24 protein-coding genes are annotated in these 25,079 nt (G+C 46.4%); 12 read left to right on the forward strand and 12 right to left on the reverse strand.

Going from position 1 to position 25,079, the window contains the following annotated elements; genetic code table 11:
• Positions 1-35 precede the first annotated feature (35 nt).
• Complete coding sequence (locus QT987_RS10650) at positions 36-3,245, reverse strand: glycoside hydrolase family 15 protein (RefSeq protein ID WP_333239634.1); 3,210 nt, start codon at positions 3,243-3,245, stop codon at positions 36-38.
• Positions 3,246-3,356: 111 nt separating this feature from the next.
• Between QT987_RS10650 and QT987_RS10655 the strand changes: the two genes are divergently transcribed.
• Both QT987_RS10655 and QT987_RS10660 read left to right on the forward strand, forming a co-directional pair.
• Positions 3,357-3,494 (forward strand): hypothetical protein, encoded by a 138-nt coding sequence (locus QT987_RS10655; RefSeq protein ID WP_333038037.1) that lies wholly within the window; start codon positions 3,357-3,359, stop codon positions 3,492-3,494.
• Positions 3,495-3,700: 206 nt separating this feature from the next.
• Entirely contained in the window at positions 3,701-4,432 is a 732-nt protein-coding gene (locus tag QT987_RS10660) for a WecB/TagA/CpsF family glycosyltransferase (RefSeq protein ID WP_333239636.1), read from the forward strand.
• 435 nt (positions 4,433-4,867) lie between these two features.
• On the opposite strand, the gene QT987_RS10665 is transcribed toward QT987_RS10660, so the two are convergent.
• From QT987_RS10665 to QT987_RS10680, 4 genes are all read right to left on the reverse strand, one after another.
• Positions 4,868-7,195, reverse strand: coding sequence for a S8 family serine peptidase (locus tag QT987_RS10665; RefSeq protein ID WP_333239638.1), 2,328 nt, complete (start codon positions 7,193-7,195; stop codon positions 4,868-4,870).
• A 35-nt stretch (positions 7,196-7,230) separates the two neighbouring features.
• Positions 7,231-7,434, reverse strand: a complete 204-nt coding sequence (locus QT987_RS10670; protein ID WP_333239640.1) for a hypothetical protein — start codon at positions 7,432-7,434, stop codon at positions 7,231-7,233.
• Complete coding sequence (locus QT987_RS10675; protein WP_006634032.1) at positions 7,409-7,807, reverse strand: helix-turn-helix domain-containing protein; 399 nt, start codon at positions 7,805-7,807, stop codon at positions 7,409-7,411. The genes QT987_RS10670 and QT987_RS10675 overlap by 26 nt, the downstream gene beginning before the upstream one ends.
• Before the next feature lie 155 nt (positions 7,808-7,962).
• Positions 7,963-8,283 carry a type II toxin-antitoxin system HigB family toxin gene (locus tag QT987_RS10680; RefSeq protein WP_190657699.1) on the reverse strand — a complete coding sequence of 107 codons (321 nt, stop codon included), beginning with the start codon at positions 8,281-8,283 and terminating at the stop codon, positions 7,963-7,965.
• Positions 8,284-8,498: 215 nt separating this feature from the next.
• On the opposite strand from QT987_RS10680, the gene QT987_RS10685 reads away from it, so the two are divergent.
• From QT987_RS10685 to grxD, 3 genes are all read left to right on the forward strand, one after another.
• Positions 8,499-9,122 carry a hypothetical protein gene (locus QT987_RS10685; RefSeq protein WP_333239642.1) on the forward strand — a complete coding sequence of 208 codons (624 nt, stop codon included), beginning with the start codon at positions 8,499-8,501 and terminating at the stop codon, positions 9,120-9,122.
• Between the two features lie 42 nt (positions 9,123-9,164).
• Complete coding sequence (locus tag QT987_RS10690) at positions 9,165-9,425, forward strand: BolA family transcriptional regulator (RefSeq protein ID WP_333052524.1); 261 nt, start codon at positions 9,165-9,167, stop codon at positions 9,423-9,425.
• Between the two features lie 201 nt (positions 9,426-9,626).
• The gene (grxD, locus tag QT987_RS10695; protein ID WP_333201083.1) at positions 9,627-9,950 is read left to right on the forward strand and encodes a Grx4 family monothiol glutaredoxin; all 324 of its coding nucleotides are present in this window, start codon (positions 9,627-9,629) and stop codon (positions 9,948-9,950) included.
• A gap of 300 nt (positions 9,951-10,250) precedes the next feature.
• Here grxD and QT987_RS10700 read toward each other — a convergent pair whose 3' ends face one another.
• A complete protein-coding gene (locus QT987_RS10700; RefSeq protein WP_333101986.1) occupies positions 10,251-10,505 on the reverse strand; it encodes a DUF6761 family protein in 255 nt (84 codons plus the stop codon).
• Between the two features lie 595 nt (positions 10,506-11,100).
• On the opposite strand from QT987_RS10700, the gene QT987_RS10705 reads away from it, so the two are divergent.
• On the forward strand, positions 11,101-11,835 hold the full coding sequence (locus QT987_RS10705) for a response regulator transcription factor (RefSeq protein WP_333239644.1): 735 nt from the start codon (positions 11,101-11,103) through the stop codon (positions 11,833-11,835).
• Positions 11,836-11,861: 26 nt separating this feature from the next.
• On the opposite strand, the gene QT987_RS10710 is transcribed toward QT987_RS10705, so the two are convergent.
• Entirely contained in the window at positions 11,862-12,212 is a 351-nt protein-coding gene (locus QT987_RS10710) for a 4a-hydroxytetrahydrobiopterin dehydratase (protein WP_333239646.1), read from the reverse strand.
• Positions 12,213-12,584: 372 nt separating this feature from the next.
• Complete coding sequence (locus tag QT987_RS10715; RefSeq protein WP_333239648.1) at positions 12,585-13,952, reverse strand: aldehyde dehydrogenase; 1,368 nt, start codon at positions 13,950-13,952, stop codon at positions 12,585-12,587.
• Between the two features lie 163 nt (positions 13,953-14,115).
• On the opposite strand from QT987_RS10715, the gene QT987_RS10720 reads away from it, so the two are divergent.
• The gene (locus QT987_RS10720; protein WP_333239650.1) at positions 14,116-15,036 is read left to right on the forward strand and encodes a glycine betaine ABC transporter substrate-binding protein; all 921 of its coding nucleotides are present in this window, start codon (positions 14,116-14,118) and stop codon (positions 15,034-15,036) included.
• 61 nt (positions 15,037-15,097) lie between these two features.
• On the opposite strand, the gene QT987_RS10725 is transcribed toward QT987_RS10720, so the two are convergent.
• The 4 genes from QT987_RS10725 to QT987_RS10740 form a co-directional block, all read right to left on the reverse strand.
• On the reverse strand, positions 15,098-16,102 hold the full coding sequence (locus QT987_RS10725; protein ID WP_333239652.1) for an AAA family ATPase: 1,005 nt from the start codon (positions 16,100-16,102) through the stop codon (positions 15,098-15,100).
• Positions 16,099-17,292, reverse strand: a complete 1,194-nt coding sequence (locus QT987_RS10730) for an ATP-binding protein (RefSeq protein WP_333239654.1) — start codon at positions 17,290-17,292, stop codon at positions 16,099-16,101. The genes QT987_RS10725 and QT987_RS10730 overlap by 4 nt, the downstream gene beginning before the upstream one ends.
• 145 nt (positions 17,293-17,437) lie before the next feature.
• Positions 17,438-19,711 carry a bifunctional (p)ppGpp synthetase/guanosine-3',5'-bis(diphosphate) 3'-pyrophosphohydrolase gene (locus QT987_RS10735; RefSeq protein WP_333052541.1) on the reverse strand — a complete coding sequence of 758 codons (2,274 nt, stop codon included), beginning with the start codon at positions 19,709-19,711 and terminating at the stop codon, positions 17,438-17,440.
• Positions 19,712-19,799: 88 nt separating this feature from the next.
• The gene (locus QT987_RS10740; RefSeq protein WP_333052543.1) at positions 19,800-20,060 is read right to left on the reverse strand and encodes a hypothetical protein; all 261 of its coding nucleotides are present in this window, start codon (positions 20,058-20,060) and stop codon (positions 19,800-19,802) included.
• A 113-nt stretch (positions 20,061-20,173) separates the two neighbouring features.
• Between QT987_RS10740 and patD the strand changes: the two genes are divergently transcribed.
• The 5 genes from patD to QT987_RS10765 all read left to right on the forward strand — a co-directional run bounded on the left by patD (position 20,174) and on the right by QT987_RS10765 (position 25,071).
• Positions 20,174-20,560: a heterocyst frequency control protein PatD gene (gene patD, locus QT987_RS10745; RefSeq protein ID WP_333052545.1), complete on the forward strand. Its 387-nt coding sequence runs from the start codon at positions 20,174-20,176 to the stop codon at positions 20,558-20,560.
• 57 nt (positions 20,561-20,617) lie between these two features.
• Positions 20,618-21,202, forward strand: a complete 585-nt coding sequence (locus QT987_RS10750) for a zf-TFIIB domain-containing protein (protein ID WP_333052547.1) — start codon at positions 20,618-20,620, stop codon at positions 21,200-21,202.
• A 356-nt stretch (positions 21,203-21,558) separates the two neighbouring features.
• Positions 21,559-23,232, forward strand: coding sequence for an ABC transporter ATP-binding protein (locus tag QT987_RS10755; RefSeq protein WP_333052550.1), 1,674 nt, complete (start codon positions 21,559-21,561; stop codon positions 23,230-23,232).
• A 103-nt stretch (positions 23,233-23,335) separates the two neighbouring features.
• Positions 23,336-24,409, forward strand: coding sequence for an RNA polymerase sigma factor, RpoD/SigA family (locus QT987_RS10760; RefSeq protein ID WP_333052553.1), 1,074 nt, complete (start codon positions 23,336-23,338; stop codon positions 24,407-24,409).
• Between the two features lie 176 nt (positions 24,410-24,585).
• A complete protein-coding gene (locus QT987_RS10765) occupies positions 24,586-25,071 on the forward strand; it encodes a GNAT family N-acetyltransferase (protein ID WP_333052556.1) in 486 nt (161 codons plus the stop codon).
• The last annotated feature ends 8 nt before the right edge of the window (positions 25,072-25,079 follow it).

Below are 25,079 nucleotides of genomic sequence, written 5' to 3' on the forward strand. Positions count from 1 at the left end.
CGTTTGTGTAGTTGCGGTTTCAACCGCCGAATGATCTAACCAAAATGGGTCAAGAATCGGAAAGCATCCAGTACATGACTCGCACAAACGTAAGGCGAAGTATTGTAAAAAGCTTGCCAAGCCGCCGCTTTATCTTCGTCGTATTTATCCGCTCTTTCCGGGTGTTTACCTTGCCAATTCAGCCGCACTGCGTGACCGACTAATACATCTAAAACGATGTATTCTTCTACTTGCAATTCAGGGTTGCGCTGGGCGATCGCCGCCAACTCCATCAGCGCCTCAATATTGACTTGTCGGTATTCCGGCGCGACAATCTTATTCAGCAAATGCTCGATTTGTAGCGCAAAATTCTTTTCGCCAGGGGTCATTTCCGATAAAATGATATGGCTATCTAACCGATTGCGGCGCTCTAATTTGTCGCCAATAATCAAGCCTTTACAGTGCCGCAGCAGTCCCCAAACACTCGGATAAAAATCCTTCGGTACGCGATTGACAGTACCTTCCATTTGCCGCTTCCGGCGCCATCCTCCCCCAGGCATTGTTGCTTCTTCAGAAACTGGCGCTACTACCCATTCAATATCTTTTTCCGGCTGTTTGACGCGCAGGGATTCTTGCTGTTTGAGGATTTGATTCATTTCCTCGTATTCCGTCAACACTTGGCGCAGGCGATTTTTGATTTCAAAGGGACTTAGCTGCATTAAATGCTCGTAAGCTTCATTTTGGGTAACTCCCAATTCGCGAGCAAACTCGCTAGTCAGCAGCAAAATAAAGTAGCTAACTCTCAGTGTCAGCAGGCCTTTAAATAACTGCGGTTCTGCTTTAATTAGGACGCTGAGATAAATTAGAATTTCTTGGGTGAGAACTCGATCGCGAATGTCTTCTCCGCAGAATTGGCGAATTTTGTCCATCACTTCCGTGTAAGATCCGGGTCGCGAAATTATCGAATCTTCGCTGTAGGCTTTCCCCACAGCAATCTGTTTTTGCCGCACCAAAATGTCTGTCACCGCATCGGACAAGCTGATATCAACCTTGTCCAGCAAACCTGCGGCATGGCGGATGACTGCCCATTGGATTTTTGATTGCGAACTTTCTCCAGCTTTTGTATAAACTTCGTTGAGCAAATCCACAACTTTAACTGTTTCTTCCGCCCCTCCAAATCCTGTATCAAAGTTTAACCCTTTGAGGCGAACCAAGGTGTGCAGCAGCTCAATTTGTTCGTACAAATTTTCTGATTCGCGCAGGCTAGTCAGCAAAAATTGAGTATTAGTTTCGCACTCTAATTTAAATTCTTGCGTATGACCCAGAGGCCAAGTTTTTTCAGGATTGTAACCGAGATATCTGGGAGTTTCGACTGCACCTGTAACTGGAGATTCTGTGAATTCAAAATCGTGCATGAAATCAATTCTCTCCGTGCCAGCGGTCAGCATTAACTGCTTAAGATTTCCGAGTTTAACTGGCGTGTTGTTACAGTGTCCATCCCGGAATTCCTTCATTAATTCTAACAACGCTTCCCGCCCGGTTTCCAGCATCGTGTGAGTCAGCATCAGCGTTACCGTAGGGCGTCCCAACTGATACCAGTGGTGGTGAATGTGAGCTATTTCGCTTTTGATTTGAGCTACTAAAAAATGGTAATCTAAAGTTAAGTAAAACTCTTGTCTGTTCAAAAATGATGGGAGGAATACGATCGCCTCTTCGCGAATTTTAAACACCCTAGAAGTTGTTAAACTCCGCAAACGGCGCACGGGGCGGCCGGTTAAGCCTAATTGGTCGTTGCGTCCAATTTGCGTGTAAATAGCTGATAATTCTTTAGTCTGGCGGACTTGAATTGGTTCTACCTGTTTTGGGGTTTGTGCCGCAATGCCGTTAGCGGCTAATTCTGCTTGCAAATCTTCGTCTTCAGCTAACAGCGCAATTTGCACTAAAGGTTCTCTGTGCGGGCCCACTGACAGGTGCCTTCCCAGCGGGTCGATATCGCCCACTGCGATTAATCCTTCATTTAGCAATTGACCGAGAAAGTACAAACTTTGCGCCCAAACGAGGGGAATATTTTCATTGGGCAAGCGCTGCTGGCTGCTGGGATTTAGCTTTTCTGCTTCAATATTTTCGGCGGGGACGTAGTACAATTCGGGTAGTAGCGGCACACCAGAGCGATCGACTGCTAGAGATTCCAAACGCTGCTGGTACTCCTGCACTTGGGCTTGATTTCCCTGAAATAGGCCGTCCAAGAATAAATAAGTGAAAAATAGCGGCCACTCGCATTCAATGTGCTCGAACTGCCTTAATTCTGTGGGTTCGTAGTGCAGGCGATCGGCATCTTCCAAAACTGTTTGGTGTCCGTCCCGCAGAAACCGCTTGCAGCCATATTTTCCTTGCAACTTGTCAATAATCTTATTTCGAGTCCGTTCTATTAATTCTCGGTCTTCAACAGCAAAAGCCGGAAAACTAATCACGCTCAATAAAGCGGCATCTACTTCTTTTGAGCTAGATTCGCGAGGCAAAAGCGATTCCAAAGTTATGCGACTTCGGGCAATTTCGTCTGGCAAAACGTGAATCACCGATGCTTGAGAACCTTTAATCCCGAACAAATCCAACCCATTTATTGCTTCCAGCGCTGCTTTTGCCATGCCAACTGAACTGGCGTTCAATTCTGCATTGCCGCGATTAATTTTATGACCTCTTTCCCAAATTCCGTAATCCGGCGTGCGGTAGGCTCTACCGATGTAGTAAACTAAATTTTGCACGAAATTGACTTCATCAATTGTAAAAATTACGTGCAGCCCGGAAGCCGTCATTTGAGCAAGAATTAATAAGAATATAGATGTAGCGTCTAACTGTAAATGTCCCCACTGGTCATCCCCGACAACAATACTTCCAGTTTGAGTATTGTATTTAGCGTGCAGGGCATCTAGCGGCGACTGAGTATTTTTAAAATGTTCTACTTTGCTCGATTGCTGCATCATCGCAAACAGCAAGCCGCGCATCAGTTTGACTGTGCTGTGTTCGAGTTCAAATGTTCGGCCCTGATCGCCATCTATTTTGCGGTAAGCTAAACCCAAACCCCAAACTGCGAGAATGCTGTACACGTTGTCGCGCACCCAGGCATCGGTGTAGTCGCCGTGGGCGTTAACGGCGGTACTCGCCGGCAGCAAACCAGTAATTGGATTTTGGCGCTTGAGGATGATGTTTTTGATTTGCTGGTAGTAATAATCTAATCTGGTTTGCCGCTGGGTTTTTGCGATCGCCATTTCGTTTTCCTGCTTTTTCCTGATGCGAGTAGATTTGGGGTGAATAGACTTTTAAATATATCAGATATTAGATCATTTCTCAAGTTATCCAAACACAAAAAGGTAATTGCCATGTCTACCCAAAACCACAATAACAACAGCGTTCCTTTCGTGAAAGTTGTCTACTCTACAGTGAAAATTAATGGTAAAATTGAGCTAGTACCGATGGAATGGTACGCCGACGGCTCTGTCAAAAAAATCGAACGCTAATGCTCGATCGCACTTGGCGGGCAAACTCTAATGAACTTGCGCGACTCGTCGCTTACAAAAACCCGGTTTCTGGGCCACAGAACGATGACTTAACAGACTGTTGGTGGCACAAACCGGCTTTTTTGCGTCCAAGACTGCTCTAGCGTCGATCGCCAATCTAAGATAATTTAAATAACTAGGTGTGTAGGAATCTCAAAGAAAAAAATATGGATCGATCGCGCCCGCAATTTTCAGTGCTGGGACTACCAGTTCACATATTAGATGATTATGCAGGTTGGCTGATGGAGCGTCTGCATCAAGGGTTAGGAAGTCATGTGGTGACTTTGAATGCTGAAATGGCCATGCAAGCCGAGCAAAATCAGGCCTTAGCAGATGTAATTCGCTCTGCTGAACTCGTGATTCCCGACGGTTCGGGAGTGGTGCTGTACTTGCGGCTGCGTGGCAAACCGGCACAGCGCTATCCAGGGATTGAATTAGCAGAATCGCTGCTGCAACAAGCCGGAAAATTGCCTGATTCGGAACCACTATTTTTCTTTGGAGGTTCCCCTGGAGTGGCGGCTGCGGCGGCCAAAACTTGGCAGCAAAAAGTTAACGGATTGTCGATTGCTTCTCAACACGGTTATCTTTCGGCTGATGAAGAGAAAGACTTCCGTGAAAGCCTCAAACAAATGCAGCCCAAACTGATTTTTGTAGGATTGGGAGTGCCGCGCCAAGAATTTTGGATTGCCGAACACCGACACCTTTGCCCTCAGTCAATTTGGGTGGGAGTTGGTGGCAGTTTTGATATTTGGGCGGGCAAAAAAACTCGCGCCCCTGCTTGGTTTTGCGACAATCATTTAGAATGGCTGTATCGGCTTTATCAAGAACCTTGGCGGTGGCGGAGGATGTTGGCTTTGCCACAATTTGCCTTGAAAGCTTTGGGGGATTTGCGAGGGTAAGTTAATTATTTCAACAGCGCGAAGGAAGAACTGCATCTTCTTCTTTCTCCTCCTTCGCGTTCGCGTGCCTCGCGGTTCATTTAATCTTACCCTTTATTTATTTATATTAGGCATTGTACAAAAAAAAATTGATTGTAATAAAAAAAATCGCCCTTTTTTTTGGGGTTAAATGCTTGACTTTGATCAGTCAATTATGTATTATTTAATAATGGGAGTGGTGGCAAAAATAAAAATTTTGCCACCACTCCCATTATGTAATATATACCACAAAAAATCCCCGAAAGTCAATAGGTAATCCTTTCTTTTTTAGGGTCGAGTTGGGTGGGGGCGGGTTTATTCAAATTGTTGGTACTTGTTAGATATTATTGGTGAACCCCCCCCTACAGGTTAATCCAGAATGGTGCAATAGCTCAGCCGAACTTTTTTCGACTCTAGCTAAACAATATAAGGAGAATCGATCGCCTTTGCCCGATTAATCGCCACCAAAGTCTGGTAAATCAAAGCCGAAATCTCAGCGCGGGTAATATCGCGCTGCGGCGAAAGCCAATCGCGGGAAGGATAATTAACCACAATCTTCAAAGCAGTTGCTGTGGCGATCGCACTCAAAGCATAATTAGGAATTTGAGAGCGATCGGTGTAAACTTTCAAAGAATCAGGATTGCCGCCCTTAAGTTCCAAACCGTTAACCAAAGACACGATCGCATCAGCCTTAGTTAAATTCTGATTCGGGCCGAACTTCAACCCCGGAAACCCCGCCAAAAACCCCCCCCGATTTGCTCGTTCGATCGCACTTCTCGCCCAAAAAGTAGCAGAAACATCAATAAAATTTGTAGCCGGCACCCTCGGAATCGGACTAAACGCACTCACCAACAGCGCCGCATATTGAGCACGGTTTAAACTGTCATCAGGCCTAAAAGAACCGTCAGGAAAACCGCTAATTATATTCGCTGCAGCCAAAGCTTCAATAAACTTCTGTGCCCAATGTCCCGAAATATCGCTGAACACCGCACCGCCGATATTCGGATTGCCGCCACCCTTTCTCACCGCAGCTTGCACAGCTTTAAAAGCATTCACTTTCCCGTAACCAAACCAATTGCTGCGGCCGCTGTTAGGATCGTAATTCCCCATGCGATTGCCCAACTGCGGATCGGGATCGGGATCGACAATTTTTTCAGCAGTTTGTTCGAGAATTCCCCGCACTTCCCGCGCCGTCAAACGGGGGTTAGCCGAAAGTATCAACCCTGCAACCCCAGCGACTACTGGAGTGGCGCTGGAAGTACCGCCAAAAGTATCCGTATAGTCCCCCCAGTCGTAGCCCCGATCGCCCACTCGATCGGCAGTAAACACCCCCAAACCGGGCAAATACTGCGTCACCTCCGGCGGCGTGCCGATATATCCGGTTTCTGGCAACCAAGTTCCCGGCGGCGCGTTGTTGCTGGGGGCGCAAACCGAGATGCTGGAACCCCAATTGCTGTACGCTGCTTTTTTGTTGAGGGAAGTGGAAGCGCTGACGGCAATTACGTCGGGGTGAACGGCAAATCCGTTTAGCCATCTAGTTTGACCCTCCACGACGTTGTTGGGCCAGCCTTTCTCGTTAATTGTGCCGTTGACTGGGCGGTTGGCATTCCCTGCAGCGAACAGAATAACGCAGCCTCTGCCGCCCCGCCCTTGGGTTGCTGCTTTGGTGATAACGGCACTCTGCCGCAGGGAAAGGGGATAGTAAACGGCTGAAGGCCCCCAACTGCAAGAAATGACGGCGCCACCTTTTTCGATCGCCCAATTAAACATTTTTTCGACAGAATCGTCATCGAGAAAACCACTGGTACGGATGGGCATCAGGGCGCATCCGGGGGCGACGCCGACAATGCCTTTGCCGTTTTCTTCAGCAACGGCGACGCCCGCACAACTTGTGCCGTGGTTGTCTGAGTCTGCGACTGGCATCGGGGAGGTGTCGCCGTCTTTGAAATCGATGGGTGAAACGATTTTGCCTTGGCCTTGAAAATCTGGGTGGGTGATGTCAACTGCATCGTCGGTGATCGCAATTACGATCGATCGAACTCCGCGAGTCATGTTCCAAGCTGGTTCTGCATAAATTTGAGCACCGCCGACAAGTTCGTTGCCGCCTTTGTTATTGAGATACCACTGTTTGGGATAAAGCGGATCGCGGGGCGTATAATGCTGCTGCGTCTCTACTACAATGTTGGGTTCCGCTACGAGAACTTCTGGATATCTTGTCAGGCGGTTGGCAATTTTGATCGGGTTTTCTGTTGCTTGTTTGGTGACTTCGCAGACGAAGGTGTTGGGAATTCCTTCTACTGGCCGGACTATTTTTAAAGCTGCTGCATTGGCGATCGCCTGTCGCGATTGTTCGTCTACTTGTTCGCCAAATTGAATCGTAATTTGGTCGGTTAAATAAAAGAATGTACTCGGATTGTTCGCGGGGCAATAGACGTGGCTGGCAAAAGCTACGGCATCGCTGGCGCGGGCTGCTTGCATTGCGGCTTCTAGGCTAGAGGGCGCAACGAGATATTCTTCGAGATTGCTTTGGCCGACGCGGCGATTGAGTTTTGCCCCAGTTGTTGCAGCCCAATCGTTTGAGGCTGATGCTGTTGATGAGGGGCGGACTGTAAAGCGATCGTCCGCTTTTGACAGCAGCAATTCGTCGCCGCCACGCTGCAAAATCACTGCCAGACTTTCATCTGGGACTCCAATTCCTTGATAATTTTGGAGAGTCTCGGAGGTGGGTTTGCTTGGTTCTACCATCAGAAATGTTCCTGTTTAATTTGGATGTAGATTTATCACACATATTTATAAGCCGTCAGGGATGTTTTTGCCATGAGGGGTTTGAAACTGTAACTAACAGCGGTAGTTTTTCCATCAGTCCGCGTCGGACTTAGTTTGTGCGATCGCGTTGCTAGCGGTTTCAACCGCCGAGTCTTTTTCGAGATCAGCAAGTTTTTCAGCAGATAAACACGCTCAAATAAACACGCTAGGATTAACATTAAAAAATTCTCCCAGCGCCTTAGCTTGCGCCTTGCTAATCGCCCGTTTCCCATTAACCACCTCAGAGACTACTCCTTTGGAACCAATCACGCCCACTAAATCGGCTTGTTTGAGTTCGCGAACTTCCATGAAATGCAATAGAACATCCCGGGGAGTCACTTCTGGATCTGGGTAATATTTTGATTCGTATTCTTCGATCAACAGCCCCCAGAGACTCAGTAAAGTTTCTTCTTCTACTGTTAATTCTTCCTTAGACATCAGAAAATCAACTTCTGCGAGGGCAAGATCATTATCTTCTTCGTTCAGGATTGGCTTAGGCTGAGATTTAGCCAGCAGTTGACCGTAAGCTGTTTTTTCAATTGTGATGTTCATTTCTCATTCCTTTGCTTGCTTACTTAGACATGGTTCTCAAGTAGAAGGTGGGTGTTTGTTTCTCGGTATCATGATTTTGACGTGGGGAGTAAATGTTTTGGAGTGATTGAATACATCAGGGAATCTGTAAGGTTTTCCTGATGATTTTAGTGAATTTAACCTATTTTATGTTTGACTTCATCTTCATCATTCCACTTGATATTGTCATATTCGCTATGGGTTAAAAATTTTTTAAAATAAATAATTTTGGCGGTATAGTTTATTTTTACGATTAATCTATACTGATTGCCTTTAATATTAAATATGGTATATCCACAGACTTGATCGACCGATTTGGAATATCCCTGTCGAATCTCTTCTAGTGATTCCCAATCGTTGTCTTTGATGGCCTTGCGCCAGACTGCGATCGCAGCCTTGGCATCGTCGGAGTAGGATTCGATCGCACTCTCCAGATTTTTCTTGGAAATTAGCCTCATTCCAGTACCGTTTTTTACACGACACCTCTATCTTCTCATACTGAGAACATTCTGTCAAGTCTCTACTTGAATTTTTCCTCAAGAGCCTTTTGCCCGATCGCGCACCCTTTGACATTTCAACAAATTTGGTTTACACTTAGCCGGTTGCGATCGCCAATGGTAAGATCGGCTCAAGCTAAATATTTTTTTAAAGCGCATAGGCGCAAAGTAATTTCATGGTATACTCTGGAACTGTTTGCTGGCTTCGCTCCACTGCCCGGATTACGATCGGGGCGATCGCAGCTTTTACCCTGTTGCAACCGCTCCAAGTCCAAGCACAACAACCTTCTGGGCCAGAGAACCAACCGCAAGTCGAGCCCGCCGACGACCCCACAGACCCCAACAATCTTCGCCCTCTGACGCAAGACAGCAGCTTGCTGAGCGTACCAGGAGGCCAGCGTTTGATGACAGAAGCCAGCAGTGCTATTTCCTCTCAGAATTACGCACTGGCTACTCAAAAACTCCAAGAATCCCGCCAAATTTTCAATCAACTGTCCAACTTCTACCAACAACTGGGTAGCAGTTTTGCCGGAATTGACATCCGCTTGGCCGAAAGCCACCGCACCAAAGCTGTAGAAACGGCCCAAATGCGCGACGAAGCTACCTACCGACTCGCGTTGGTACACCGGGCACAAAATAAGCCCGAACTGGCTGTGCCCCTGCTGATTCAGATTATTCGATCGCAGCAGCCAACTCGCGACTTGGGCAAGAAAGCTTACCAGCAGTTACTGGAATTGGGTTTTGTGGATTCGCCCTTTCCCCGGCCTGCCAGCACTCAACCGCGATCGTCTAACAAATAGTTCCACTAAAATCTAAATTACAGCCGTTTATCAGAGAAACCAATGGTTACACCGTCTCAAGTAGCAGAAATGATTAAGGCAGGGTTGCCCGACGCTAAAATACAAGTTGACGATTTGACCGGTGGCGGTGACCACTACCAGGCGAGAGTCGTCTCTGCAGCCTTTGAAGGAAAAAGCCGAGTACAGCAGCACCAACTGGTATACGGCGCTCTCAAACAGGCAATGGCTAGTGAAGCCATCCACGCTTTGGGCTTGGAAACCTTAACTCCTGCAGAATGGGAAGCGAAAAGTCAAGCTGCTTAATTGTTGAGCGGCAATTGGGTATCACAAGTTTGTGCTTGTGTCAAGAGTTGCTTGAAATACAACTGCTGCACTTACCCACAAAAACCAAAGAAACCGGGTTTTTTAACCGGAATCTATGGCTGTAACGAAAGATTTTCCTAAAAAACCCGGTTTCTGCGTCAGTCAACGTTTAAAAATTTTCAAACAATATTAGGACCTACCATGAGTACAACAGCACATCAAAGAATTGACGAGTTGGTTAAGCAAAACAAAATCATGGTGTTTATGAAGGGCAATAAGTTAATGCCCCAGTGTGGTTTTTCTAATACTGTGGTGCAAATTCTCAATACTTTGGGAGTGCCTTACGAAACTGTTGATGTTTTGGCAGACCAGGAAATTCGTCAAGGCGTTAAAGAGTATTCCAACTGGCCGACAATTCCTCAAGTTTATATCAACGGCGAATTTGTTGGTGGCTCGGATATTATGATCGAGATGTATCAAAAGGGCGAATTGCAAGAAGTTGTAGAAGTGGCTTTGGCTTCTTAAATTAGACAGAAAAAACATATCCCCGACTTCTTAAAGAAGTCGGGGAAATAACAGCAATCGCGTTTTACGTTGAATTAGGTTGATTTACTTAATTATTCGTTACCAGGCAAAGCCTAGGAACGCAATGCAGTCGGCTAGGCATCGAATTTTTAGGCTCCCAAAGCGAGGCCGAGCCTGTGGACATCGGTTCCGAGGCATAGCCAGGGAACCCGTTAAAATTGCCAATTCCCAATTCCCAATTCCCAATTCCCAATTCCCAATTCCCAAATCATCAAGGGTTTATCAAACCGAAGTTGCTATTTAATAGTAGTCTGATTCAGCCTGTGTCTGTGTCTGTGGCATTGCAAAATTGGAGGGGTCGTGAATGTAACGCGCTGCTTCTTCCTCTAGTCTGTGAATCAGATAGGGCTCCAAACTGTTGGAGTGCCGCAGGGCTGCTAAATAGCCGTCTAAGTAAAGCCGTAGGTCATCAAAGCGATAACCTCTATTCCACATTTCGACGAGGGCGTCGGTGAGTTTTTGGTAGTGCCGGATTGTTTGGGTGTCTTGTAGCATGGTGTGAGTTTGAAATCCTTTGTGGTTTGTATAATGACGGCGGGATTTAGGAACGGCCTCGATTGATGCTGAGTGGCTCAGCTTGAAGCTATTTCTAAATAAAAGTTTTTACCCTGCTCAACAGGCTACCCTCCATAAAAAATTTCACTCGTTGCAATGCAGTTGCTCGACTTTTTGCGCGCACCTAGATAATTCGCTGTGCGTTTAATTGAGTCGGGATGTGGCTGAATTTGACGGTCAAAGTGGCTGAGTGTTCCGGCTACCGAGCGAACGGTTGGAGGAATTCTAGTTTCACTGGCGCGATTTGTCAACCTCCGGGGAGTAGGGGCTGGGTCGGGGGGATCGCTTTTAGCAGGGGGTTGGGGCATGGGATCGATCGGCTTTACACTGTCTTATTTTCATTGTAAGCTTACCGCCAGAATGATTTCACCTTTCTGCAGGCTGACTCTGCCAAATTAACCCAATCTTTAAAATTCGTACCCTAGGTATGTCCGCTGCTTTAAACGCAGCTCATGCTTGAGTAGCGATGGTTACAAAAGCTTGACAAAAGCTCTGTTAACCTTGTAGCAATTAGTGATATGGGAAGCTCGCCTCTGTGGAATCTGCAAGTATTTCAATTGTTGAAGGGAATCCGCACCTGCGATCGCTCTTGGGCTGGCATCTACAGCAAGTCGGTCACTGGGTGCACCAGTCAGCGGATATCAGTCACGCTAGGGAAATATTTTTCAGCCGCCAGCCAACCCTAGTCATTCTGGATGCCCAATTGCCGGATGGGGACGGTTTGGAATTTTGCAACTGGCTACAACAGCAGCAGCAGTCGCTGATTTTGATGCTGTCGGCGCGGAATTCGGAATCGGATATTGTTGAAGGTTTGAAGGCGGGGGCAGACGATTACCTGACTAAACCCTTTGGGATGCAAGAGTTTATGGCCAGGGTGGAAGCTTTGATGCGCCGTAACCGCACGATGCTACCGCCGGCGACGCTGGAGTGCGGGCTGCTGAAAATTGATTTGGTGCAGCGCCGAGTCAGGTTGTACGAGGAACATATTGAGCTGACTCCCCAGGAATTTAGCCTGCTGTACGTGCTAGCTCAAGCTGGAGGAGTGCCGCTGTCGCGCTCGGATTTGCTGCGTCGGGCCTGGCCTGATGCGATTGATAACCCCCGGACGATCGACACTCACGTACTCTCTCTGCGTAAAAAAATCGAAATCGACCCGCGACAGCCGAGCCTGATTCAAACTGTACGGAATGTCGGCTACCGACTGAATCTGGAGTTGTTGAATAATGCCAATCAACCGCATTCCCCAGTGCCCAGGGCGGTGCTTTCTTAAACTGCGATCGGTCTATAAGTCTGATTTTATTTTGGGAATTGATTGGCGATCGCATCTGTTTTCGCAGCCATAATAAAATCATTGCGGTGCAGTCCAGGAATCTCGTGAGTCCACCAAGTAACGGTAACTTTCCCCCACTCGGTTAACAGTGCGGGGTGATGTCCTTGGGTTTCTGCTGCTTCGCCGACGCTGTTTGTAAAGGCGATCGCACTTTTGAAATCCGGGAATTCGTAAGTGCGTTCTATTTGGGGAATGCCATTTTTTTCGATCAAATTCCAGTCGGGAATTTGAGGTTTTAGCTGGACAATTTCGTAAGCTGTGACGCGGGCAGAGTTTGGGCTGCAGGCTGCACAGCGTTCTGTTGCTAAAGGTTCCATAAATTGCTGTTTAGCGAGAAGATGCTAAAAGATATTATAGACATTTCTAATCTGAATTATTTTGAAGGGCAACTGTCCTTTAGGATTGACATCTTGCACCATTTTTAATAAGCTTTTTATGGGCGGGTAGGATGCCCAACCCACAAGAAATTCACTCTTTGTGGAACAGGCCGGAAAGCCTGTTCTTGAGAATGGTGCAAGGCAGACATTGCGATCGAAATCGTTCATAAAACAGATGAGCAATCCTTTAAAATTTATGGAAATAATCGTTCACCGTGGAATCGGTTGACCGATAATATCAGGAATGGGCGGGTTCATTTGGCTATCTCGGTGATATTGTAAACGTTGACGAACCCGCCCCTCCAAGTGCGCTCAACCGATAATTTTCTTAATCAAATCCAACTTACCTTTATAGGGAGCGTACCGCCATTTTAAGTCAAATAAAAATGACTTTTGCAGCACGCTTTTTTGATGCGAAAAAGTGTCAAAACTTGCTTTGGCGTGATAGCTACCGATGCCGCTTTCACCAACTCCGCCAAAAGGTAAATCTTTTACTCCCACTTGCATAACCGTGTCGTTGAGACAAACTCCCCCCGAAGAAGTTTCCCGCAAAACTCGCTCTTGTTTCTCTTTATCCTTCGAGAACAAATACAAAGCTAAAGGTTTGGGACGGGCGTTGATTTGGGCGATCGCCTCTCCGAAATCATCATACTCCAAAACTGGCAAAATCGGCCCAAAAATCTCATCCTGCATCACCGGCGAATCCCAGGAAACACGATCTAAAACCGTCGGTGCAATATATCTATCTTCCGGCTTAACTTCCCCACCGACGACAATTTCTCCATCTTTGATAAACGCACTCAAACGGTCTAATTGTCGCTGGTTGATAATCCGCGAATAGTCGGGACTTGTTTGCGGATTGTCGCCGTAAAATTCGTGAATTGCTGTTTTAATTGCTGTCATCAAAGCAGGTTTAACTTTTTTATCAACTAATAGGTAATCGGGAGCGATGCAAGTTTGTCCAGCATTGAGAAATTTGCCCCACGCAATGCGTTTTGCTGTGTATTCAACCTGAATGTCTGAGTCTACAATGCAAGGACTTTTCCCACCTAATTCTAATGTGACAGGCGTCAGGTGTTTAGCGGCAGCTTCCATGACTATTTTACCGATTTTAGTGCCGCCTGTAAAGAAGATGTGGTCGAATTTTTCGGCTAGCAATTGTTGGCTGATTTCCACACCTCCTTCGACGGCGGCTACGTAGGCGGGATCGAAGGTTTTGGATATCAGGTCGGCGATAACTTCGGAGGTGTGTGAGGCGATTTCCGAAGGTTTGAGAAGTGCACAGTTGCCGGCGGCGATCGCCCCGACCAAAGGTGATATCATTAGCTGAAATGGGTAATTCCAAGGCCCGATGATTAATACTACGCCCAAAGGTTCAGGGTAAATGCGGGCCGATGCTGGGAATTGATCTATCGAAGCAGCCACTTTTCTCGGCTTTACCCACGATTTGAGGTTTTTGATGGCATAATTAACTTCGGCGATCGATGCGATTTCAAGATAAGCCTCGAATTCCGGCCGACCGAGGTCTGCCTTGACAGCATCGACTATTCGTGATTGATTAAGTTCGATCGCACTTTTAAGTTTTTTGAGTTGTTCAAGCCGAAAATCCACATCTTTCGTTTTCCCAGTCGCAAAAAATTGCCGCTGCTGCTGGATAATATCGCTGACGCTGATTACCATTTTTTGTCCTCCATGTCTATAAATAAATGTTACAACAGGAAAACGGAACTTGGGTAAAGTGCGATCGGTGTTAAAGCGCAGACCTCTTGAAAAAGTCTGCGATCGGGGCTTTATGCTATAACTTATAAGGTATTAATTGTAGATGCTTAATTTGAGTTAAGTCATGAAAATATCTAAGAACGATTTTTTTTTCTATTCCTGCTGGCTGCTTTGCTTGCTTGCAGTAGCAGGATGTACCTCTAAGCCCGAAAAGCAAGTTGTCATCTGCTCGAAAGACTTTACCGAACAAGTCATCCTCGCCGAAATTTTAGCACGCCATATCGAAGCTAAAACAGATATCAAAGTAGAACGAGAACTGAATCTGGGAGGTTCGCTTTGCCATCAATCCCTAACAGCAGGTAAAATCGACTTGTACGTCGAATACACGGGGACTGCTTACGCCAACCTGCTCAAACAAAAACCGATTTCTGACCCCAAAAAAGTCCTCGATTACCTCAAACAAGAATATCCCAAACAGTTTAAAGCAGAATGGACCCAAGCGCTGGGATTTAATAACAGTTTTGCGATTATTGTGCGGGGAGACGATGCCAAAAAACTCAATTTACAAACTCTCTCGCAACTTGGGAAAGCTTCACCTAACCTCCGGGCTGGTTTCGGCCCAGAATTTAACGAGAGAGAAGATGGGTTTCCCGGATTGGCGAAAACTTACGGGATTAAGTTTCGAGAACAACCGAAGGAATTGCTGTTAGGATTGCTTTATCAAGCGCTGCAACAAAAAGAAGTAGATGTGATTGCTGGTAATACGACGGACGGTTTGATTCAAAGTTTAGGTTTAGTAGTTCTCAAAGATGACAAGGGCTATTTCCCGCCCTACGAAGCAGTTCCGGTTGTGCGATCGCAAATTTTGGAAAAATACCCGGAATTGCGTCCAGTGCTCGCAGAATTGGGCGGCAAAATCTCTGAGGAAGATATGCGGAAACTCAACTATCAAGTTGACGGGGAACAGCAGGAAGCTGGACAAGTAGCCCAGGAGTTTTTGCAGAAAAAGTTGGGCGCTGCAAAGCCCGCACCTAGCGCAAAGTAATGGTTAGTTTCTCTCCTAAAAGTTCACTTTATAGGCGTAGCAGCTTACTTAAAAGTTGGGATTAGAAATTGGTAAGTATTGGGATTTCTACGGTTTCAGCAATTTTATGAGCTAGCTTTTTAAAGTCTCCGTAAACACTTTGCACGGCCTGGATGTGAGAACCAATTGCCCCATCCGCAGGTTTGAGGTGGAACATAGGTTTATGGGCTTCCTGGGCAAGCGGCATCAGACTCTGATAGTGTTTTAGCAAAGCTAAACAGTGAGGATCTTCGGCGATGGAAAGTGTGCTATTTTCCGATTCATTGAGCACAGCTTCCCGATAAATATTAGGAATCCGTGCAATCCATCGCTGATAAGCTTTCACTGGGCGGTCTAGCCGTACCGAGTGTTGCAGGACAATATAACCAACAGGTTGCATTTGACCTTGAGGAAGCTTTAAATCAGGGGCAGGATTTTTCTCTAATCTTTCTAGCCATTCTTGCCGCCAGCGTCTGAGAGTTGGGCCGAGATTTTTCAATCCTTGCAGTGAGAATAAATCCGGTGATAGAGGAACTACTACATAGTTAGCTGCAATCAAAGCGGCCCGGTTAATCGCTCCTAAATTCGGGCCGATGTCTGTCAAAACTACATCAGCTTGATGAACTGTTGCTGCTTCTTGCAAGAGTCGCCAAAAAGCAGAAATGACCCGAAAAGAACGCTCCTTGCGATCGGTGCAGCCGGGCCATTCTGCTGAGAGGTCATCTTCAAATCCAGAGAGCAATAAATCTCCTACCAAGAGTCCCAATCTTTCTTCAATGTGCTCTACTTCTGGAGTAGCAATATCACCAATTCCTCTAACTAAAGGCTGTACGCAGCGAAAAACTGTGTTAGGTCGGTTATTGCCTTCCCACAATTCTTCTAAACGTTCTTCATCTAGAAAAGCAGCAGTCAAATTAGCTTGGGGGTCTAAATCTGCTGCTAGCACCCGCAGCCCTAAATTGCGATACATCCAGGCTAAATGATAGACTAGCGAAGTTTTACCGACGCCACTTTTATTATTGAAAAAAGCAATAATGGGTACTGTCACGGATGCCTCCTAATAATTACTAAAACATGAGCATCTTCGACAACAAACTCCGGTGGTGGACTGCCATTTTTTTGCAGTGAATTGCGAGCTATGGCGATACCCATTCCAAACCTTTGTACATAACCAAGATTTTTTAAGGCTTCTGCTAAGTTTGGATTGCGGTAGTCAGTGATTCCAGGCCTACCAAAATTTTGTCTGTTAACTTGTCCAAAGGGCCCCCCGGGGTTTTGAATTTCAATGCGATCGCTAAACCAGGTAATTCTTACTGGTGCATACGTCCCTTCATAGGTGCGGTGCAAGAGCGCATTTCTAGCAAGCTGTTGCAGTGCTACTAACGGGTAATCTGGCTGCTGGATTTCCACTGACTGAGCGGTAATATCAGAAGCTATTGAGATATGAGATTGCAGTATTTCATCTAACACTCTCAGCATCATAGAAAGTTGCCCGGCAATTTCTTTCTGGTCTTTAATTGGGTCGGTTAGCTCAGTTCCCTCAATTCGCAAAAATTGAATGTAAGCACCCGGTATCAATTGCCTTGGGTCTTTTCCTACTACCAATATACCTAAATTTGTTGGCTGAATTGACGGTAAACTGGTAATAAATCTTACTGATGCTAATTGGTGTTCGACGGTTCTTTGATTTTCTTCTAATATGTCACTAGGCAATGCTGAAGGTAGATATTCCTGTTGAAATAAAGTTAAATTTAAGTCATCTAGTGTCCCGGAAGGCAAAGATTGAATATCAAAAGGTAAATCTCTGGAACGCCGTTTTTCTGAGAGACGGCGCTCTTCTTCGGCTGTGGCAGTAGCGCGGCGGGGGCCCACCCGTACCCAGATTCGCCCCTCATAGCGGACAGGGGGTGCATCTGATGGTTCTACAATGACTGCTGCTAACTCGCATCCCGCAAGCGTTCGCTTTTGCACGGTTATCGCGGGAAAAGGCAGTATATTTCCATCTGAACGCATATCCGAGAGGGTTAGTAACAGTTGAGCGGTGATGCTCAAATTGGCACAGCTTCCATCATCATTAACACCTATAAATAGTACCCCTGGCTGTTGGTGGTTTGGCAAGTCGTTGGCAAAAGCGCATATAGCCTGACGGAGTTTACCCCTATCGGATGTTGAGGCCTTGCGCTCTACTCGATCGGATTCAATGTCTTTGAGGAGATTTTCTAACTGACTGTCATCCATGCTTTAACTTATTTGTCGTAAATTATTCTTACTGTTTGGTAACAGCAGACTGCGGCTAGTTTGGGAATTGTTAAGAGTTTAAATAGAAAAGTTTATTTTCAATTACTACTTACCAATTTCCCGCATCAGCCGCTAAATTAAATTTCTAAGTCCCTTCACTCAGCCTCCGCAAATTCAAAATATCGCTCATCTTTTTAATTTGCATACAAGTCCGCTCGAACTGTTGTTTATCCTGGATATCCATGCACAAATCAATTAAGGCCGGCAATCCGGGATATGTTTTGACTTGAGCGCTGCGGACGTTTACTTGGTTGTCCTTCAAATGCGATAAAACATCATTGAGAACTCCCACTCGATCGAGGGCTTCAATTTGAATGTTAACCGGATAAGTGTTGGGTCGAGATTCATTGCGGTTGCTGGAATTCCAACTCACAGGAACCAAGCGATCCCCAGGTACGCTCTCAACATTTGAACATCGTTGTCGGTGAATCGAAATTCCGCGAGTGCGAGTCACAACTCCAATAATTGATTCCCCAGGAATCGGACAGCAACAGCCGGCTAAATGGTAGAGCAATCCCTCTACACCTGCGATGGGCGATTTGCTCGGAGACGAACTCGGTAATGGTTTCGGTGTCGTCGATGCAGGTATTAGCTGGGGCAATTCGTGGGTTGCTGCGGGAGCAGCTTCAATTTTTTGCTGCACTTTTACTAAATCTCGCAGTCGATTTACTACGAGATTTAGGGTGACTTCGCCGTAGCCTAAACCGGCGATTAAATCTTCGACGCTGTGGTAGTTGCAGCGCTGAGCCACCGATTGCATGGGTTCAGATTTTAGCAAAGATTCTAAGCCGTTTTTACCTAATTCTTTTTCCAGCAATTCTCGGCCGCGAGCGAGATTTTCATCTCGGTGCGATCGCTTCAACCACTGGCGAATTCGGTTTTTTGCTCCGTTTGTCTTGACAAAATTCAGCCAATCGGAACTCGGATGACCATTTTTTTGGGTCAAGATTTCTACAATATCGCCGTTCTTTAAAACCTTGTCTAGTGTCACCATTCGCCCGTTGACTCTGGCACCGGTGCAGTGATTGCCAATTTCTGTGTGAATGCGGTAAGCAAAATCTACGGGAGTTGATCCGCTATTGAGAGCAATTACGTCTCCGTTAGGAGTAAAAACGTAAATATCTTCGTCGAATAAGTTGTCCTTAATGCTTTGTAAATATTCGCGATCGTCTTTGAGGTCGCTTTGCCATTCAAGGAGTTGTCGCAGCCAAGTAAATTTTTCGTCATCGCCGGTGACTTTTGTGTTAGAACCGCCGGTTTCTTTGTATTTCCAGTGCGCGGCAATGCCGTATTCTGCAATGTGGTGCATGGCTACGGTGCGGATTTGCACTTCGATGGGGCGGCCGCTGGTTCCGATTACTCCGGTGTGCAAAGATTGGTAGCGGTTGGCTTTTGGTAAACCGATATAATCTTTAAAGCGGCCGGGAATCGGGCGGAAAGAATCGTGGACGATCGCCAAAGCCCGATAACAGTCATCATTGGTTTCTACTATGATCCGCACCGCTGCAATATCGTACACTTGGTTAAAGCCTTTTTGGCGGCGCTGCATCTTCCCATAAATTCCGTACAAATGTTTGGGACGACCGCTAACTTCATAGCATTTAATGCCTAAATTGTCAAGCCTTTCTCGCAAACTATCTGTGACTTCTGCGAGTTGAGTTTCTCGATCGGCCCGCTTCACCGCCACCAATTCCTGAATTTCGCGGTAAGCTTCAGGTTCCAGGTATTTAAAGGCTAAATCTTCCAATTCCCACTTAAAGCGGCCAATACCCAAACGGTTCGCTAGGGGAGCAAAAATATCTCGGGTTTCTAGGGCAATACTGCGCTGCTTTTCTTCGGACAAATGCTCCAAAGTTCTCATGTTGTGCAGCCTGTCTGCCAGTTTGACGACAATGACGCGAATATCTTTAGCCATTGCTAGGAACATTCGGCGGAAATTTTCCGCAAGGCGCTCTGTTTTGCTGGAAAAATTAAACTTAGAAAGCTTGGTGACACCTTCAACCAACTGTCGCACTTCGGCGCCGAACCGCTGTTCTATTTCTTCGAGAGTAATATCTGTATCTTCAACAATGTCGTGGAGGAAGCCGGCGGCAATCATGACGTTGTTGCCGCCCATATACCGGAGTATTCCAGCGACAGCTACCGGATGGCAAATGTAAGGTTCTCCTGATTTGCGGTATTGTCCTTCGTGCAAGTCGCGGGCAAATTCAAAGGCCCGACAAATTAAGCTGTCGTCCGTCGAACAATTCGGGTTAGGGCCCCCATCAGGCTCCGATCGAGCATTCAGGCATTCTTGCAGCCAATCGGGAACTACAGCAGGATCGATCGAAGGAGAGGGAGTCAGAGTGTTCGCGTTCATGGGGTACACCTTTAAAACTTAGAAATACAAATGGTTAAAAGCCGGTTTTCGGTTGAATTGCCGAAATTATGTGTTTAGCTATACTAAACTAATTGAATGCCACAATTTGCAATTCAAAAAAATAGTCGATTTTTCTCAAACTATACCTATCTAATTCCGAGTCGCCCCCCCTCGCAGGTAGGAAAAGATAGTGACACCACTGCTGCCGCAGCAGTCTGTCGATCGGGGAAAATCGGGTAAAATAAGCATATTTTGGCGGTAGCCGTTGAGGTTGCGGGCGATCGGCATTTACCGGCAACGCTAAACTAAAAGCAGCAGCCAGAAGGGTAGAGTCAGGGCAGCAAATCAAAAAAAGTTCTCACAAAACAGGGAATAGCTCCAAAAACGCACAGCTTCCCTCCCTATGAGCAAACTTAAGTAAGTATCTACTTTGATTATAAATACAAATTTGTTTACAAAATCATGATATTGTCCGAAGACCGCCGCCAGTGCTACCAAGAATTACAGCAAGCGCTAGAAGAACTACAAAGAACTGCTGCACAGGAGAATCTGGATCGGGCCGCGCTGGCGATCGAATACACAAAAGTGCAACAATTTTTCGGAAACCAAATTATGAGAGCCGAAAGCGATGAGTTAGACGCCTCAGAAACACCCCCAGAGCAGTCCTATTTGACGGAAATTCACAAGCAACTGCGGTTATTGGGGACAGATGTCACCTTTTTGCAAGCGTCGCGCCAGCCAGCGACAGCAAAGGCGAGGCAAACTGGGGCGATCGCGCGGCTTAACACGCTAATTGGCTACTGTGGCGCGCTGCTGCAAAAAAATTCTGGTTCTTCAGGGCCCGCCTAGATACAGAATTAATAATTGAATTAACAGGGAATTAATAAGGCAAGGAGAAATAAAGCGGTGGAATGTCCAAAATGTAAACATCCCAATTTAGAAGGCGGTACCTTAGCCGGCCGTATGTCGGTGCAGTGGTGTCCCAACTGTTACGGTATCTGGATTCCAGGCAGAGAATACGAAGCTTGGCAAAAAGAGCAAAGCCAGTGGTACAACAAATCCGAGAAGCCTGATGCGACAGCGACTCTCGGCATAGAATTCACGCCGTCTCCCTACGACAGCAAAGCAGCGCTGTGTCCCGAAGACGGTCACTATCTGTCGCGGGCGAAAGTTCCTTTCAGCAGAGTGCCCTTTTACATAGAGCGCTGTATGTTGTGCGGGGGCATTTGGTGCGATAACGGCGAGTGGGACATTCTCGAAAGTCTGGGATTCCACACCGAGATTGACAAGATGTTTTCTCCGAATTGGCAAGCTAAGGCCCGCGTGCAAGAACTCGCCTCTCGGGAACGTCAAGTGCTGACTGAGAAGTTGGGGCCGGATATCGCCGGATATGTGTTGGAACTCGCGGAAGTTTTAGCAGACCATCCTCACGCAGATTGTGCCGCTACTTACATACTGCGGAGAGCTGAGTTGAAGCGAAGGGAAATTTAGTCAGTTGTCAGTTGTCAGTTGTCAGTTGTCAGTTGTCAGTTGTCAGTTATCAGTTGCTCGGTGAATGATGTACTAATAAAAGCTTTGTTTGTAGCTATTTTTATTTGTATTTACAAACAGCAGAGCCGTCTCTTGCCCATAACTAATAACTCTGAAACACTAAGAAGTAACAACTAACAGCCAGGATATTGACCATTAAATAACAAATAACAAATAACAACTGACCGCTGACTACTGACCGAAAGGATCCAGGATACAAGCCCCCGAATTTATCTCGCGCAAGTTAATGCTTTAATTCTTTAATCTAAAATCCAAAATCTAAAATCTAAAATCGATTGACTAAGGACTAATGACTAATGACTAATGACTCTTCTCTATTTTCCGTTGACAATCTGCGAGTAGCTTATCCCCAGCGGCGGGGCCAATCCGGTTGGGCCGTGGACGGGGTTTCCCTGACGCTGAAACCGGGGGAAAAGCTCGGATTAGTTGGGGAGTCTGGGTGCGGTAAGTCAACTTTGGGAAGGGCGGCGATGCGGTTGCTGCCGGATTCAACGCTGATTGAGGGGCGAGTTAGTTTTGCTGGAGAGTCGGTGTTTGATATGAATGCTTCGCGGCTGAGACAATTTCGGGGCGAAGCTGTAGCATTGATTTTTCAAGATCCGATGACTCGTCTCGATCCTTTGATGACTGTAGGAGAACATTGCATCGAGACTTTGCAAGCTCACCGACCGAATTTGGATCGCAAGCAAGCTAAGAAACGGGCAATCGAAACTCTGGAAGCTGTGAAAATTCCCGCGTCTCGCTGGTCGCAATTTCCCCACGAATTTAGCGGCGGAATGCGGCAAAGAGTAGCAATTGCTTTGGCTCTTTTGCTCGATCCCAAATTAATTGTGGCGGACGAACCGACTACAAGTTTGGACGTAACTGTAGCTGCTCAGATTTTGCAGGAATTAACCAGACTTTGTGAGGAACGGGGAACGGCTATTTTGTTGATTTCTCACGATTTGGCGATGGTGGCTGAGTATTGCGATCGCATTGCGGTGATGTACGGCGGTAAAGTTGTAGAAACAGGGCCGGTGCTAAACGTTTTTGAAAAACCGCAGCACGAATATACTCGATCGCTCCTCAAAGCAGCTTTGCACATTCAAGCCGATTCTGACAAAGGGTTAGCATTCGAGGAAATCAGGACTGAAGCCGTTACTGCAAACTTAACAAATTCGCCTCTTTTGACCGTAACCAATTTGCAGCAACACTACAGTTTAGAAAGCAATTTATTAGATCAGTTGTTTTCCAGGAATCGGCAGGTAATTAAAGCCGTAGACGGCGTTAGTTTAGAGCTACAACGGGGAGAAATCCTAGGGCTGGTGGGGGAGTCCGGCTGCGGCAAAAGTACCTTGTCACGCACGATTTTGCAGCTAATTACCGCGACTGGCGGCAAAGTGGAATTTCAAGGAATAGATATAACTGCCCTGAACCGCGATGCTGTGAGGAAGCACCGCCGCGAAATGCAAATGATTTTTCAAGATCCCCACGCTTGCCTGAATCCGATGATGACTGTCGGGCAAAGTATTGCTGATCCTTTGTTTATTCACAAATTAGCTAATGGCAGCGAAGCTAAAAAACAAGTAATCCAAATGTTAGAGCGGGTGGGTTTAAGTCCAGGGGAGGATTTCTTTCGCCGCTATCCGGGGGAATTGTCAGGAGGACAACAGCAGCGAGTTTCTATAGCCCGTGCTTTGATTACTCGGCCGCAACTGATAATTTGCGACGAACCTGTGAGTATGCTGGATGCCAGCGTGCAGACTCAAGTTTTAGAGCTGATGTTGGAGTTGAAGCAGGAATTTAATTTGACTTATCTGTTTATTACGCACGATTTGTGGGTGGCGAGATTTTTTTGCGATCGTATTGCGGTAATGAATGCTGGAAAAATTGTTGAAATCGGTAAGACTAGGGATATTTTTACTAATCCGCAGCACCCTTACACTCAGCAGTTGTTGCAGGCTGCTCCTTTACTAGCCCGAACTAATTGATTTGGGATTTGGGATTTGGGATTTGGGATTTCGGAAATTTCGGGTTAAATTGGTTAAAGTTAAGGGATACTTTTCAAATCCTTCCACCGACACCAAGCACGATATGGCAGAATCTGACCTAGGCAGTTTTGCGGTGGCACCCGAAGCCTCATTCGCGATCGCAGAAGATGAAGACACCGAGATCGATCGTCCGACGGTAACTCGATCGTCAGCATACAACAACTGGTCTGCCGACGATCCAGTGGGAGCTTTGTTCAAGGAAATGGCTCGGTATCCTCTACTGACAGCAGCCGAAGAAGTAGAGTTGGCGCGCCGCGTTCAAGAATTGGTAGCCCTGGATGAACTAGAACAGCGTTTGCAGCAGGAATTGGACAGAGTGCCGACAAAAGCTGAAATCGCAGCGGCTTTGGGGATAAGCGAAACTCAAATGCAACAGCTTCGCCACCAGTGTCAGTCGGCGAAACGGAAAATGATCAGCTCGAATTTGCGCTTGGTGGTTTCGATTGCCAAACGCTATCTTAATCGGGGCGTGCCTTTTCTCGATTTAATTCAGGAAGGAGCTTTGGGTTTAAATCGAGCAGCCGAAAAGTTCGATCCAGAGAAGGGTTACAAGTTTTCTACCTATGCCTATTGGTGGATTCGCCAAGGAATTACCCGGACAATTGCCAATCAAGGGCGGACGATTCGCTTGCCTGTTCACATTGTCGAACAGTTAAATAAACTCAAAAAAGTTTATCGAGATTTGAAGCGTTCTCTTCAACGAAATCCAAGTGAAACTGAACTTGCTAGAGAAATGCAAGTTAGTTGCGAACAGCTTCGCTACCTCCAGCAAGTACGTCGGCAATCTTTGTCTCTCAACCACCGCATCGGCTCAGAAGAAAGTTCGGAACTTTTGGATGTTCTCGAAGATAACGCGACGCAATCTCCCGAAGCTCAGATGAATGAGATGATGATGCGCCAAGATATTTTGGAGGTGTTGGACAGTATTTTGACTGAGCGGGAAAAAGAGATTGTTGCTATGCGTTACGGTTTGCTGACCGGCGAACCTTACACTTTAGAAGAGGTCAGCAGTTTGTTCAATTTGTCCCGCGAACGAGTCCGTCAAATTCAAAATAAGGCAATGCGAAAGCTGCGCCGCCCTCAAGTGACGGAACGATTGAAGGGCTGGTTGAAATAAACTAAAAAACCTTGAGTTGGCATTTTGAAAAATCTTAAAATTATTGTGGGGTGGCACTCCGAGGCCACCGTAAATATGCTGGTTTAATGTGGAAAAGCTTAATTAAAAATTACCAATTAAAAATTTCTGGATGTGGTATTTTTAATTGTTGATTGTCGCGTACTACTTACTTATTTATGTCTTCTGAGGTAATTTTGCGCCCCGCTACCCGCGCCGACGTGCCGGTGCTGTTTGATTTGATTAAAGCTTTAGCTGAGTACGAAAAATTATCTCATGCCGTTACTGGCAATGCCGTTGATTTGGAGCGTCATTTGTTTGGCGATAGACCTTTTGCTGAAGCGGTTTTAGCCGAGTGCGAAGGTCAAGTTGTGGGCTGGGCGCTGTTTTTTTACAATTATTCTACTTTTTTAACTCAGCCGGGAATTTATTTGGAAGATTTGTTTGTGGTGCCTGAGTTTCGAGGGCGGGGGATTGGCAAGTCTTTGATAGTTTATTTAGCGCAGTTGACGGTGGAAAGGGGCTGCGGGCGTTTGGAATGGAGCGTTTTGGATTGGAATGAATTGGCGATCGGATTTTACAAGGGTATCGGTGCTGATGTGATGCCCGACTGGCGGATTTGCCGGGTTGCGGGCGAGTCTTTGGCAAATTTGGCATCGAAGTAATTCAGGCG

Origin of the sequence: Microcoleus sp. SVA1B4, from assembly GCF_036700545.1 — a bacterium.
Lineage (GTDB): Bacteria > Cyanobacteriota > Cyanobacteriia > Cyanobacteriales > Microcoleaceae > Microcoleus.